The sequence below is a fragment of the Methyloversatilis universalis EHg5 genome, from assembly GCF_000378945.1.
In the GTDB taxonomy this organism is placed as follows: Bacteria; Pseudomonadota; Gammaproteobacteria; order Burkholderiales; family Rhodocyclaceae; genus Methyloversatilis; species Methyloversatilis universalis_A.
The window spans coordinates 642,496-655,299 of record NZ_KB900539.1; the positions used below are offsets into that span (position 1 = coordinate 642,496).

Consider the following 12,804-nt stretch of genomic DNA (forward strand, 5'->3'; position numbering starts at 1 on the left):
GACAACACACGCGAATACAGCCGCCCCGGTACCTGCCTGGGTCCCCGCAGTCTGCCTCGGCGCGGTGCTGCTGATGGCGGTAGCCATCATGATGCCGCCTGTCGCCCTGTTCAAGGACCGGCACGGCGCCATGCTGGCGACCCATCTGCTGCTGGAAATCTTCTCGGTCATGGTGTCGTCGCTGGTGGTGGTCATGGCCTGGCACCGGCTGGACCGCACCGCCGACGACGCGTCAAGAATACTGATCTACGGTTTCAGCGTGGTGGCGGGGGCCGATCTCATCCACGCGCTGACCTATGAGGGCATGCCGCCGTTGCTGGTCGACAGCAGCACTTCGCGCGCCATCTTCTTCTGGCTGCTGGGCCGCAGCGTCGAACTGCTCACCGTACTGCTGCTGGCCGCCCGCATGCGCCTGCCTGGTGGCCGCACGCTGTGGCTGGCGCTGGGCCTGATTTCGGTGCTGGCGGCGCTGCTGTTCGGCAGTTTCGGCCTGCCGCTGTTTCCGGAAACCTTCGTGCCCGGTCAGGGCGTGACCCGGTTCAAGTCCCTGACGGAATACCTGCTGTGCGCCGGCAACGTGCTGGTGGCGGCCTGGCTGTTCGCGCAGTACCGCCGTACGCAGGACCCGCGCACGCTGCATTTCGCGCTGGCCAGCTTCGTCATGGGCGTGGGTGAACTGGCTTTTTCGAGCTATGTCACGCCGTCGGATTTCCTGAACGTGTTCGGCCACCTGTTCAAGATCGTGGCCTACGGATTCGTGTTCCGCGCCTGTTTCGTGCTCGGGCTGCGCGAGCCCTACGACCTGCTGCGTCAGTCGGAAATCCGGGCGCGGGCGCGCAAGAGCGAACTGAACGCGCTGCTCGGCAATGTGCCCGTAGGCATCGCCCGCATCGATCACGAGTTCCGGGTGCGCTATGTGAACCGGGTGTGCGCCGGTCTGCTGGGGCAGTCGATCGAGGCCCTGGTCGGCCGCCGTGCTGGCGACATCCTGCCGCCCTTCCTGATGAGTGCGATGCAGCCTCATCTGCCGCGGGCGCTGGCCGGCGAGCGGGTGGAGTTCGACGCAGGCCAGCGCGACGCGTCCGGACAGGACCTGCATCTGGCGGTCACGCTGGTGCCGGAGCCGGCGGCTGACGGTCGGCCGCGCAGTCTGCTCATCATGCTGTCCGACACCACCGAGCGCGAACGTGCGCGGCAGCAGTGGCTGGAATCGCTGGAAGAGGTGCGCGAACTGAAGGCAGCGCTGGATGCGCACGCCATCGTCGCGGTGACCGACGCGCGCGGCGTGATCACCCGGGTGAACGACAAGTTCTGCCAGATTTCGCAGTACGCACGTGAAGAGCTGATCGGGCGCACCCACAAGGTGATCAATTCCGGCAGTCATCCGCGCAGCTTTTTCGACGAGCTGTGGCGCACCATCGCCTCCGGTCAGGTGTGGCACGGCGATATCTGCAACCGGGCGAAAGACGGTTCGCTGTACTGGGTGCATACCACCATCGTGCCGCTGTCGCATGCCGACGGTCAGCCGGCGCAGTACATCGCCATCCGTGCCGACATCACCGAGCGCAAGCGGGCGGAAGAAGAGGCGCAGCGCCTGGCCTTCCACGACGAACTGACCGGCCTGCCCAACCGGCGGCTGATGAGCGACCGGCTGCGCCACGCGATCGACGGCGCCGATCGCGATCACCAGTACGGTGCGCTGCTGCTGATGGATCTGGACAATTTCAAGGAGATCAACGACACGCTGGGCCACGCCCAGGGCGACGCGCTGCTGCGTCAGGTGTCGTCCCGCCTGCTGTCGCGTCTGCGCGCCAGCGACACCGTGGCCCGTTTTGGCGGCGACGAATTCGTGGTCATCGTCGAGGAGCTGGGCAGCGACATCGATGACGCTTCGGTGCGCATGGGTCACATCTGCGAAGCGCTGCGCGAGGCGCTGCAGCAGCCCTGCGAGCTGGGTGGGCAGATGGTGGGCAGTACGGTGAGCATGGGCGTGGTGTTCTTCCGCGCCGCCAGCGATGACCCGGACGAACTGCTGAAGCAGGCCGACATCGCGCTGTACAAGGCCAAGGAAGCCGGCCGCAACCGGGTGTGCTTCTTCGACCCCGGACTGCAGGCGGAAACCACCCGCCGTGCCACGCTGCTGCGCGAACTGCGCGGTGCCGGTGCACGCGGTGAGCTGGCACTGCATTACCAGCCGGTGGCCGATGCGCACTGGCGCATCCTCGGCGTCGAGGCACTGCTGCGCTGGCACCACCCGGAGCGCGGCATGGTGCCGCCCGGTCTGTTCATACCGCTGGCGGAACAGAGCGCGCTGATTCTCGAAGTGGGGCAGTGGGTGCTGGAAACCGCCTGCGCCCAGCTGGCGGCCTGGGCGCACGACCCGCTGCGCGCGTGCTGGACCGTGGCGGTGAACGTGAGCGAGCGTCAGTTCCACGATCCGGCCTTCCTGCAGAAGGTGGAAGCGGCGCTGGCCAGCAGCGGGGCCGATCCGCACCGGCTGCGCATCGAACTGACCGAAAGCATGCTGCACCGCGATCTGGACATGACGCTGGGCACCATGCGCGCGCTGCAGCAGCGCGGCGTGCGCTTCGCGCTGGACGATTTCGGCACCGGCTACTCGTCGCTGAGCTATCTGAAGAAGCTGCCGCTGGACCAGCTCAAGATCGACAAGTCCTTCGTCGACGAGGTACTGACCGACGCCAACAGCGCCGCCATCGCGCGCACCATCCTGTCGCTGGCGGCCAGCCTGGAACTCGGGGTGGTGGCCGAGGGCGTGGAAAAGGCGGAACAGCTGGCCTTCCTCGCGCGCCACGGCTGCCCGGCCTTCCAGGGCTATCTGCTCAGTCGCCCGCGGCCGGTGGACGAACTGCCTGCGGTGCTGGTGCAGCCGGCGACCTGATGGCCGCTGCAGCCGCTTACAGGCTGGTGCAGCGCAGTCGTCCGCGTTCGCGTACCGCCTGGCAGCCGACGCAGTGCTGTACCTGGGGCGTCAGTTCCAGACGCTGCAGCGGAATGTTCTCGCCGCAGTCCTCGCACAGGCCGTAGCGACCTTCGGCCAGACGTTCCAGCGCAGCGTCGATGGCGCCCAGTTCGACCTCTTCCTGATCGGTGAGCATCAGGTCGACTTCGCGGTCGGCCGCGCGCTGTGGCGCGTCGTCGCCGTCCTGCTGCAGTACTTCGTGCGCATGCTCGGTGCGGCTCTGGCCGCCGAGGTGGATGTGCCGCTGCGCTGCCAGCGCGTGACGACGCGCGAGCAGGCGGGCGGTGAGCCGTTCCAGATCGGCGGTATTCAGGGTGTATGTGACCATCTGCATGTCCTCCGTACGGACATGCTCCCACCTGGATCTGCAGCCGGCGTTGATCGACATCAACGCCGGTGGCGGGCTCAGGCGGTCGCCAGCAGCTGTTCGAACTCTTCCGCCGGCAGCGGCCGCGCGAACAGATAGCCCTGGAACAGCGTACAGCCGTTGGCCAGCAGTGCGGCCCGCTGGCCTTCGGTCTCCACGCCCTCGGCGATCACGGTGAGGCCGATTGCGGACGCCAGACCGACCACCGCGCGCACGATGGCGACATTGCTTTCGTTGTCCGGCAGATCGCGCACGAAGGTGCGGTCTATCTTCAGTTCGCTGATCGGCAGGTTCTGCAGATAGCCCAGCGACGAGTAGCCGGTGCCGAAGTCGTCGATCGAGAAGCGCACGCCGTGTTCGCGCAGGCGCTGCATGACCGCGATGGCGCCATCCACGTCGCCCAGCAGGATGGATTCGGTCAGTTCCAGCACCACCCGCGACGCCGGTGCGCCGGTGCGCTTCAGCGCCTCCAGCACAGATTCGGCGAAACCGTCCTGGTAGAGCTGGGCGGCACTGATGTTGATGGACACCGACAGGTGGGTGGTGGCGGGTTCGCGCGCCCACGCGGAAAGGCGCTCCAGCGCGGCGTCCATCACCACGCGTCCGAGCTGGGGCATCAGTCCGGCACGTTCGGCCACCGGTACGAACTGGGCCGGCGGCACGAAGCCGCGGGTGGCATGGCGCCAGCGCACCAGCGCTTCGGCCGACACGATGCCCTGGCCTTCGCGCACCTGCGGCTGGTAGAACACGACGAATTCGCCGCGCCCCAGACCGAGGCGGATTTCGTCTTCCAGCCGCAGCCGCGCGGTCACCGTTTCCTGCATGACCGGATCGAAGAACTGCAGCCGGTTCTTGCCCAGCTGCTTGGATTCGTACATCGACAGATCGGCCCGGCGCAGCATTTCGTCGATGCTGTGCGTGGTGCCGGCGAACATGGCGATGCCGATGCTGGCGCTGATCTGGCGGGTCTGGCCGTCCAGCACATAGGGCCGGTTCAGCGCGGCCAGCATGGCTTCGGCCACCCGCTCGGCCTGCTGTGCGGCGTCGATCGACTGGTCCGGAAGGTCGGCCAGCAGCACCACGAATTCGTCGCCGCCGAAGCGGGCCACGGTGTCGGTTTCACGCACGATGTCGCGCAGCCGCGCACCGGCCTTCTGCAGCAGCAGGTCACCGTTGTGGTGACCGAGCAGATCATTCACGTTCTTGAAATCGTCGAGATCGATGAACATCAGCGCGCCGTGGCGGCCATTGCGCCCGCTCGCCGCCATGGTCTGGCCCAGGCGGTCCGACAGCAGACGGCGGTTGGGCAGGCCGGTCAGCGCGTCGTAGAAGGCCAGCCGGCGGATTTCGTCTTCGGCTGCCTTGCTGAAGGTGATGTCCATGAAGGCGGCGACGTAATGGGTGACCAGGCCCTGGCTGTTGCGCACCGCGCTGACCGACAGCCGCTCCGGGAACACCTCGCCGTTGCGGCGCCGGTTCCAGATTTCGCCCTCCCATGCGCCGTCTGCGTGCAACCGGGTCCACATCGCACGGTAGAAAGCGCTGTCGTGGCGACCGGAGGACAGCAGGCTGGTGCGCTTGCCTATCGCCTCTTCCGCGCTGAAGCCGGTGATGGCGGTGAAGGCCTTGTTCACCCGCAGGATGACGCTGTAGGCGTCGGTGATCATCATGCCCTGCTGCGATTCGAAGGCGATGGCGGCGATGCGCTGTTCCTCCTCCAGCCGCACCCGGTCGGTGATGTCCCGGGTGAGCAGCACGACCGCACGGCGACCGTCGAAAGTGATGTCGAGCGCGCGTGCGCGCGCTTCGAACACCCGCATCCCGGACAGCGTGTCCAGCGAATACTCGAGCACTTCGGTGGTGTCGGACTTCAGCGTGCGGTCGATGTAGCGCTGGAACAGCGCGGTCTTGTCCGGCGGCAGCACCGCGGACATGAGCTGGCCGTCCAGCCGGTCGATGCCGGCGGCGAGCAGCGAACTGTCCGGAGCGCGAATCTTGCGGTAGCGGCCGTCCTCGTCGATCACCATGAGCACGTCCGGGATCGCTTCGGTGATCGCCCGCATGCGCGCCTCGCTGGCCACCAGCGCGTCTTCGGTCGCCCGGCGGCGTTCCAGGTCGAGCAGCAGCATGCCCAGCAGCGCGGCGGCCGGCGCCAGCGTGAGCAGGTAGGGCAGGGCCAGTTCGTCCAGCACCCGCTGCGACAGCGCGGACGGGAAGGTCATGAACAGCATCAGCGCGGCCAGATGCACGACCGCGCCCAGACAGAGGAAGGCGAAAAACCCCTCGCGTACCCGGTTGCTGCGTATCAGCAGGCGCAATGCCAGACCGCACAGCAGCGACAGCGCGATCACGCTGACCCCGACCGCGGCGCCGGTGCCGCCCAGGCTGAGCCGGTAGCCGGCGGCGATCAGGCCCGCGATGCCGGCCGTCAGCGGACCGCCGAACAGCGCCCCCATCGACAGTACGGCCGAGCGGCCGTCGAAGATGAGGCCGGGCGCCAGCGTGATCGGCATCATCATGCCCACCACGCAGATGCCCCCGTAGATCAGCCCTTCGCCGATCTGCCGCGCCAGCACGCGGTGGCGCCAGAAGCGGGCATTCAGTCCTACCAGCAGACTGAGTGCCAGCAGCAGTGCGGTGGCCTTGATGAGGTCGAGTGCCATGGTCGTTTCGGTTGCTGCGTTCTTTTCCGCCTCTGCCGCCGGCGGGTGGTTCGGGTTCAGGAACCCCTTTCAGCCATTCTCGCGCAACCAGACCTCGAAGTGTTCTGCCGGCAGCGGGCGCGAGAACAGATAGCCCTGTGCGTAGTCGCAGCCGGCCTCGCGCAGCAGCGCGAGCTGTTCGTGGGTTTCCACGCCTTCGGCCACCACCTGCATGCCCAGCTTGTGCGCCATCACGATCATGGCTTCGCACAGCGCCCGCTCGCTGGAGTGCGGTGCCAGCCCGCGCACGAAGGACTGGTCGATCTTCAGGTAGTCGATGTCGAACTTCTTCAGGTAGGACAGCGAGGAGTAGCCGGTGCCGAAATCGTCCAGCGACACCTGCACGCCGGCGTCGCGCAGCGCGTACAGTCGCTGCAGCGTGTGCTCGTCGGCTTCGATCAGCATGCCTTCGGTCATTTCCACTGCGATCAGGCTGCCCGGCACGTCGTATTCGGCCAGCAGTTCCACCACCGACGGATAGCCGGGCTTGCGGTTGCGCAGGTGCACCGGCGACTTGTTCAGGCTGATCTGCACGGTGTCGCCGAAGCGGGTTTTGAGATCGCGTGCGAACTCGATGCCGGTGCGCATCACCCAGTCGCCGATAGGCAGGATGAGGCCGGTTTCTTCGGCGATCGGAATGAAGTCGGCCGGCGACACATAGCCGCGTTCCGGGTGCTGCCAGCGTATCAGCGCTTCCGCCTTGCGCACGCTGCCGGACGGGATGTGCACGATGGGCTGGTACACGAGGCTGAACTGATGCCGCTCGATCGCGGCGTGCATGTCCGCGACCAGACGCATGCGCCGCTCCGCGTCGTCCTGCAGCGAGCGGGTGAAATAGCTCACCCGGTTGCGGCCGGCGCGCTTGGCTTCGTACATCGCCTGGTCGGCATGCATCATCAGGTCGTCCACGCTGTCCGATTCGCCCGGGTACAGCGTGATGCCGATCGAGGCCGACACATAGGCCAGCTGCTGGTCGAGCTGGAAGGGCTGGTGCAGCCGGTCGAGTATTTTCGCGGCGATGGCCTCGATCACTTCAGGCTGTTCGATCGCGCCCAGCAGCACGGTGAACTCGTCGCCGCCGAAGCGGGCCACCACGTCGGTTTCGCGCAGACAGCCGCTGATGCGCTGTGCCGCCTGCTTGAGCAGCCGGTCGCCCAGCGCGTGACCCAGCGTGTCGTTCACTTCCTTGAAGCGGTCGAGGTCGATGAACAGCAGCGCCAGCGACCAGTTGTGGCGCTGGCACAGCTTCATTTCCTGGTCCAGCCTGTGCATCAGCATGTGGCGGTTGGGCAGGCCGGTCAGTGCGTCGTAATTGGCCTGACGCCAGATCATCTGTTCGTTGATCTTCTTTTCGCTGATGTCGCGCACGATGCCCAGCACCGCCGGATCGCCTTCGTGCACGAAGCGCGAGGCGATCAGTTCTATCCATACTGGCCGCTGGCCACTCTTGTGCATGAACTGCACCTCGTAGCGGCGCAGCGGTTCGGGGCCGGAGCTGATCCGCAGCCGGAAGCGCTCGCACCACAGTTCGAGGAAGTCCGGATGCACCACGTCGGTAAAGTGCAGGCCGATGAATTCTTCGCGGGAGTAGCCGAGGATGCGCGGCAGCGCAGTATTGGCGAACACGAAGCGGAAGTCCTGCGCGACGAAGACGCCGTCGGCCATGGCGTCGAGCAGGGCGCGCTGGGTGTGCTCGGAATGTTCCAGTTCGCTCAGCACGCGCCGCCGCTCGGACATGTCGGTATGCGTGCCCACCATGCGCAGCGGCTGGCCGTCGGCGTCGCGTTCCACCACCTTGCCGCGGTCCAGTATCCACAGATAGTCACCGCTGCGGCAGCGCATGCGGTGCTCGTTGGCGTAGTGGTCGGTGTGGCCGGCGAGATGCGCCTGCACATCGGCCATCACCCGGGTCTTGTCGTCCGGGTGTACCCGGTCGGCCCAGTCCTCCAGCGTCGCGCCGATCTCGTCTTCAGCGTAGCCCAGCATGCTCTTCCAGCGCGGGCTGAAGAACACGGTGCTGTTCGCCAGGTCCCAGTCCCACACGCCGTCACCGGCGCCGTCGAGCGCGAATTTCAGACGCAGCCGGCTTTCCGCCAGTGCGGCTTCGGCCTGCTTGTGCGCGCTCAGGTCGCGCCAGGTGGTGATGAACACCTCGCGACCGTCCATCACCACGGCGGTCAGCAGCACCTCGATCGAGCGCTCGGGGCTGTAGGGGCTGCAGATCACCCATTCGAAGCGGTGGCTGCCGTCGCGCCGTGCGATGGCCATCATTTCGATGGCCTTTTCCGCTGACGACCGGCCGCCCGGCTGCAGTGCGGGCGAAATGTCGGCCGGCCGCAGCGCGATCACCTGTGCCCGGCCCGGGTAGTTCAGCATGCGCAGCGCGGCCGGGTTCCAGTCGGTGAATACGCCGGATTCGACATCCAGCAGCAGCATCGGATCGGCGATCTTTTCGAACAGCACGCGGAAACGCCGGTCGGCGTCAGCCAGCGTGCGCACCCGGTTCAGTGCGTGGCGGAACTCGATCTGGTCGCACGCCAGTTCGGCGAATGCGCGCAACCGTGCGCGGCCGGTGTCGTCGAGGTGGCGGGGTCTGAAGTCGAGCACGCACAGCACGCCGACCGCGTGCCCTTCGCCCACCCGCAGCGGTACGCCGGCGTAGTAGCGGATGCCGGGCGCACCGGTGACCAGCGGATCGTGCCGCGTGACCGGATGTTCCAGCGTGTCCGGCACCTCATACACGCTGTCCTGCCGGATGGCCGACCCGCAGAAGCCCTCGCAGCGCGGAATTTCGTTCACCTCCAGTCCGTGGGCCGACTTGAACCAGATGCGGTCGCGGTCCACCAGGCTGATCAGCGCCACCGGCATGTCCAGCGCCGAAGCAGCCAGCGTGGTGATGCGGTCGTAGTGGGTCTCGCGCACGGTGTCCAGTATCTGGTACACACGCAGTGCTTCCAGCCGTCGTGCCTCGGTGTGCGAGTCGTCGGCCGGCGCGCTGCCGAAACCGGCTTGATCGGAGGAGTTCATGATGAGGTTCTGCCGTGTCGCGTGTGGGATGGTGTCCCGCATCCGGTGGGCCGGATGCATGATGTCCGCCAATCCGGATTAACGGTCGGCGCGCTCCGGACTTGAAATTCATCCCCTTGTTTTCAAAGTTGTTTGAACCCTCTTGCCCATGAACCTTCCTGACCTTGACCGGACGCCGTTTGCGCTGGTCACCTGCGCTGAAATGCCCAAGCCGGACAGCGACGGCGCACTGCTGATGGCCGCGCTCGGCGAGCCGGTCGAACTGCTGTCCTGGGACGCCGATGTCGACTGGTCGCGCTTCGGCCGGGTGGTGCTGCGCTCGCCCTGGGACTACCACACCCGTCTGCCCGAATTTCTGGCCTGGGCACGCCGGGTGGCGGCCTGCAGCCGGCTGCTCAACCCGCTGCCGGTGATCGAGTGGAACAGCCACAAGCGCTATCTGTTCGACCTGCAGCGTCAGGGCGTGGCCATCGTGCCCACCCGTTTCATCGAACAGGGTGAGCTGGCACCGGAGGCGGCGCTGGCTGCGTTCGGCGGGGCCGAAGTGGTGGTGAAGCCGGCGGTGTCCATCGGTGCCTTCGGTGCGCTGCGCGGTGCAGCCGACAGTGCTGCGGTGGCAGACCACCTGCGGGCGCTGGCCGGCGAAGGCGACGTGCTGCTGCAGCCCTTTCTGCCCGCCATCGCCGACGGCGAGGTGTCGCTGATCTACTTTGGCGGGCAGTTTTCGCACGCGGTGCGCAAGGTGCCGCAGGCTGGCGATTTCCGCTGCCAGGATCTGTACGGCGGCGTCGCGCTGCCGCATCAGCCGGACGACGACGAGCGCGCGCTGGCCGGGGCGGCGCTGGCCGCCGCCCCGGCGGGCGGGGTCTATGCGCGGGTGGACATGCTCAGGCTGGACGGCCGGCCGGTGCTGATCGAACTGGAACTGATCGAGCCCTCGCTCTTCCTCGACACCGCGCCGGGCAGCGCCGAGCGGCTGGCGGCCGCACTGCGCGCCGCACCCTGAGCCGCAGCCGGGCTTGCACCGCGGGCGCAGGCCGCTTACCCTGCGCGCCCCCGCTGCATCCCCCCGCACGATGAACACCTCCGCCTGCGGTATCGACTTCGGTACGTCCAATTCCACCGTCGCCATCCTCGACGACGGGCCGGCACGCCTGCTGCCGCTGGAAGACGGCAAGCCCACGCTGCCGTCGGCGGTGTTCTTCAATCTGGACGAAGACTCGATGGCGGTCGGCCGCGCCGCGCTGGCCGAATACCTGGAAGGCTACGAAGGCCGGCTGATGCGCTCGATGAAAAGCCTGCTCGGCAGCGGCCTGATGGACGCCGGCACCGATGTCGGCGGCCGTCACCTGGCTTTCCGCGACCTGATCGGCGGTTTCATCGGCGAGGTGAAGAAGCGCGCCGAGGCGGCCGCGCGCACGCGCTTCGACCAGGTCGTGGTCGGCCGGCCGGTGCGCTTCGTCGACGACGACGCCGAAGCCGACCGGCTGGCCGAAGACACGCTGGCCGACATCGTGCGCCGGGCCGGCTTCCGCGACGTGAGCTTCCAGTTCGAGCCGATCGCCGCCGCGCACGCCTATGAACAGACGGTGCAGCGCGAATCGCTGGTGCTGGTGGTGGACATCGGCGGCGGTACTTCGGACTTTTCACTGGTTCGGCTGTCGCCCGACCGCCGCACGCAGGCCGACCGCTCGGCCGATCTGCTGGGCAATACCGGCGTGCATATCGGCGGCACCGATTTCGACAAGCGGCTGTCGCTGGCCTGCGTCATGCCCGAACTGGGCATGGGCGGCCTGCTGACCAAGGGCGCGGTGCTGCCCAACAGCACCTATTTCCATCTCGCCACCTGGCACACCATCCATCTCGCCTACCGGCGCGACGTGCTGCCCGGCCTGCAGGACATGGCGCGCGACGTGGTCGACGGCCGCCGCTTCGAGCGCCTGCTGCGGGTGCTGCGCGAGCGCAGCGGCCACCACCTCGCCATCCGCTCCGAAGCGGCCAAGATCGCACTGTCGGACGCACCCACGGTCGATCTCGATCTGGACGTGGCCGAAGCCGGCCTGCACGTGCCGGTGAGCCGCGCCGCCTTCGAGGACGCGATCGCCGCCGAAATCGCCCGGGTCGGCGACGCCGCGCTCGACTGCGTGGCCCAGGCCGGGCTTGCGCCGTCCGCGGTCGATACGCTGTTCTTCACCGGCGGCTCCAGCGGCGTGCCGGCGCTGCGCCGCGCGCTGGCCGCGCGCTTCCCGGATGCGACGCCGGTCGAAGGCGATCTGTACGGCAGCGTCGGCTGCGGTCTGGCGGTGGTGGCGCGGCAGCGTTATGGCTGAACGCCCGGGCGTACCCGCCGGTCAGGCGGTTGCCGCCGCCAGCATGTCGTCGATCCGCACGAACTTCTCCGCCGGCTTGCCATCCCGTCGCCCGCGTTCGATCTCGGCGCGCTCGATCACCTTCCAGCCGGTGAAATCGACCACCCGCTGTCCGCCGGCCGCCAGCAGTGCGCACAGCCCGGCGCGGCCGGCTTTCACCGCGTCCAGCGCCGCCACGTCGGCCAGCAGAGTGGCCACCGTGTCCACGCTGTCGGCGCGGTTGGTGCCGATCACACCGCTCGGGCCGCGCTTGATCCAGCCGGTGGCGTACCAGCCGCACAGAACCTTGCCTGCGGTGTCGACCAGGCGACCGTCGCGGTGCGGCAGCGCGCCACGCACCAGATCGAAGGGCAGGCCGGGCAAGGGCGTGCCGCGGTAGCCGACGCTGCGCAGCACCAGCCCGGCCGGCAGGCTCAGCCGCTCGCCGGTCGGTGTGGCCGATTGCGCGCCGGCGTCACCCGACAGCGCCTGCGCTTCCAGTTCGATCCGTTCTACACGCGGCTCGCCGCTCAGCGCCACCGGCGCGCGGTGGAAATGCAGGTGCAGCGGGCGTCGCCCGTCGTCGGCCGGCGACTGCGCGAAGCCGCGCAGGATGTCCAGATTGCGCGCTGCGTGGACGAAGCCGGGCAGCGTCAGTTCGGTCTGGCTGGCGACATTCAGCTGCAGCGCGTCCGGCGTTACGCGAGGCTGCCAGCCGGGCAGGGCGCCCAGTTCGCGCAGCTCTTTCGGCGTGAATTTCGCTTGCACCGGGCCGCGCCGGCCGACCAGATGGATTTCGCGGACGCGCGAGCGCGCCAGCGCGTCGAGTGCGTGCGCCGCGATGTCGGTGCGGCGCAGCGCGTCGATCGGCGACGCGAGGATGCGGCACACGTCGATCGCCACATTGCCCTGGCCGATCACCACGGCGACCTCCTGATCGAGATCGAATTCGAGATCGGCGCATTCCGGCCGGCCGTTGTACCAGCCGACGAAATCGCCGGCCGCGTGCACGCCGGGCAGATGCTCGCCGGCGATGCCGAGCCGGCGGTCGCCGGCCGCGCCGGTGGCGACGACGACCGCGTGGTAGAGCGCACCCAGCTGCTGCACCGACAGATCGTGCCCGACTTCGACATTGCCGAAGAAGCGCAGCCGCGGGTCTTCGGCGATGCGTGCGAACACCGCGGTGACCGACTTCAGTTTCGCGTGGTCGGGCGCGACGCCGAAGCGCACCAGACCGTAGGGCACGGGCAGACGTTCGATCAGATCGATTTCCACCTGCAGGCCGCTTTCCAGCAGGGCTTCGGCGGCGTAGAAGCCGCCGGGCCCGCTGCCGACGATGGCCACGCGCAGCGGGTGGCTTTCAGTTCCGGGAATCGCCAT

General features: G+C 67.9%; 7 protein-coding genes. 3 read left to right on the plus strand and 4 right to left on the minus strand.

From position 1 onward, the window contains the following. The first annotated feature begins 73 nt into the window (after positions 1-73). Positions 74-2,899: a bifunctional diguanylate cyclase/phosphodiesterase gene (locus METUNV2_RS18835; protein ID WP_232415597.1), complete on the plus strand. Its 2,826-nt coding sequence runs from the start codon at positions 74-76 to the stop codon at positions 2,897-2,899. 16 nt (positions 2,900-2,915) lie between these two features. Here METUNV2_RS18835 and METUNV2_RS0102965 read toward each other — a convergent pair whose 3' ends face one another. The 3 genes from METUNV2_RS0102965 to METUNV2_RS0102975 all read right to left on the minus strand — a co-directional run bounded on the left by METUNV2_RS0102965 (position 2,916) and on the right by METUNV2_RS0102975 (position 9,076). Beyond that, the gene (locus tag METUNV2_RS0102965; protein WP_157281292.1) at positions 2,916-3,308 is read right to left on the minus strand and encodes a TraR/DksA family transcriptional regulator; all 393 of its coding nucleotides are present in this window, start codon (positions 3,306-3,308) and stop codon (positions 2,916-2,918) included. Positions 3,309-3,385: 77 nt separating this feature from the next. Then, complete coding sequence (locus METUNV2_RS0102970) at positions 3,386-6,010, minus strand: EAL domain-containing protein (RefSeq protein ID WP_018228032.1); 2,625 nt, start codon at positions 6,008-6,010, stop codon at positions 3,386-3,388. Between the two features lie 69 nt (positions 6,011-6,079). Next, entirely contained in the window at positions 6,080-9,076 is a 2,997-nt protein-coding gene (locus METUNV2_RS0102975; protein WP_157281295.1) for an EAL domain-containing protein, read from the minus strand. Between the two features lie 148 nt (positions 9,077-9,224). Here METUNV2_RS0102975 and METUNV2_RS0102980 point away from each other — a divergent pair, with 148 nt between their 5' ends. Both METUNV2_RS0102980 and METUNV2_RS0102985 read left to right on the plus strand, forming a co-directional pair. Next, complete coding sequence (locus METUNV2_RS0102980) at positions 9,225-10,082, plus strand: ATP-grasp domain-containing protein (RefSeq protein WP_036271163.1); 858 nt, start codon at positions 9,225-9,227, stop codon at positions 10,080-10,082. Positions 10,083-10,152: 70 nt separating this feature from the next. Further along, on the plus strand, positions 10,153-11,406 hold the full coding sequence (locus METUNV2_RS0102985; protein WP_018228035.1) for an Hsp70 family protein: 1,254 nt from the start codon (positions 10,153-10,155) through the stop codon (positions 11,404-11,406). A gap of 21 nt (positions 11,407-11,427) precedes the next feature. Here METUNV2_RS0102985 and METUNV2_RS0102990 read toward each other — a convergent pair whose 3' ends face one another. Then, positions 11,428-12,804, minus strand: a complete 1,377-nt coding sequence (locus METUNV2_RS0102990; RefSeq protein ID WP_026187829.1) for an FAD-dependent oxidoreductase — start codon at positions 12,802-12,804, stop codon at positions 11,428-11,430.